Origin of the sequence: Hydrogenophaga defluvii (genome assembly GCF_042665235.1) — a bacterium.
Classification (GTDB): Bacteria; Pseudomonadota; Gammaproteobacteria; order Burkholderiales; family Burkholderiaceae_C; genus Hydrogenophaga; species Hydrogenophaga defluvii_A.
Genome location: NZ_JBHTBZ010000085.1, coordinates 1 through 1,403 on the forward strand (window position 1 = coordinate 1; position 1,403 = coordinate 1,403).

Below are 1,403 nucleotides of genomic sequence, written 5' to 3' on the forward strand. Positions count from 1 at the left end.
TGTCAGCAGCAAATAGAACTGTCCGGTTTTGTAGCAAGTAGATTGTCCGCTTTGACGTGATGTGATGGTGCTGGCAGCCAAGCTGCGAAGGGCGCAGCCCGAAGCGGCTTGGCTGCCAGCACGCGATGTGTCAAGGCGAGCTCATGCGGCCAGCCGCTGCACCTCCTTGTCCCGCGTTGGTTTGCCTTGGGCATCGAAGCTTGCCAGCTTGCGAGGACCATAAAAGATCGCCAGCGTGGCGTCCACATAGCGGTGCACGCGCACCCGGGTGCGCACGTAGTGGTAGCGGAACTCATCGGCCGCAATCTGCAGGCTCAGACCTGCAAACGCCACGCAGTTGTCATTGCCCACGGTGCGCTCGTGCTGTTCACACAAGATGTCGGGCAGGCTGCCGCTGATGAAGGGCACATAGGCCGAGCCCGGCAACGTGCTGGGCACACCAAATTCGGCGTTGTGGCTGACTCGGTAGACCTCCTCCAGGTAGCGGTTGGCGTTGTCCATGTCAGTGATCCCGGCCCGGGCCAACTCCTGTGGCAGACGCCCCTGATGGGTCTGGAACGCCCGCTCGCTTCTGCCGCGCGCCTCGGGCGAGTAGGCCGCAATGTGCTCGATGCCGAGTTGCTTGAGCGCGCGCCCGACCTCGGTCAGATGGGCCTTGTCAACCTTGCCGCCTGCTTCGGGCGTGGTGAAGTAGTGGCTGCCCCGGTCGGTGTACAGGCTGGCAAAGAGACCATAGCGTGCGATCGTCTGGCCGATGCCGTGAAAGCTCGACGCCGTGCCCTCCTGGTGACAGAAGAACATGCTGGTGTGCTCGCCCGTGGCGTCATCCAGGGTCACCACCAAGTCCCAGACGTGGGCGGGCACCCAGCGGTGGGTGCTGGCGTCCTGGTGCATGAGCATGCCCGCCAGCGGGGCCCGTTCGCGCTTGATGCGGTGGGTGCCCCGGCGCTTGGAGGCTTTGACCACCCCAGCGCCCTGCAGCACGCTCTTGAGCCAGCTGTAGCTGCGCGCACCGCCACACTCGGCTTTGTACTTGGTGTGAAAGTGCGCCACGTTCCAGCCAGCAAACCCGCTTTTGTACAGCGCCACCACGTGGTCGACTTCGGCGTCACTGGCGCGGCGTTTGGAGATCTGGCTGAGCCGTTTGTCCAACAGCCCGTCCAGACCGTCGGCTTGGTAGCGCTCGATGTGGCGGCGAAAGCTGCGCTCGCACTGCCCCAGCAGCAAGGCCGCTTCGGCCTGGGTCAGTCGCCCTTGTGTCCAGCCTTCCAAGGCTTCTGTGAATCTCATCTTCCGGTTCTCCTGCATGTAGCGGGCCCGGCTCATGGGGGCGTGTTGCATCGCTCCTCCACAAACCGGACAGATTACTTGCTACGAACCGGACAACTCATTTGCTGCTGACA

At 63.4% G+C, this 1,403-nt stretch carries 1 protein-coding gene; it reads right to left on the minus strand.

Going from position 1 to position 1,403, the window contains the following annotated elements; all coding sequences use genetic code 11:
- Positions 1-141 precede the first annotated feature (141 nt).
- On the minus strand, positions 142-1,290 hold the full coding sequence (locus tag ACFQU0_RS20610) for an ISNCY family transposase (protein ID WP_382203950.1): 1,149 nt from the start codon (positions 1,288-1,290) through the stop codon (positions 142-144).
- Positions 1,291-1,403: the final 113 nt, after the last annotated feature.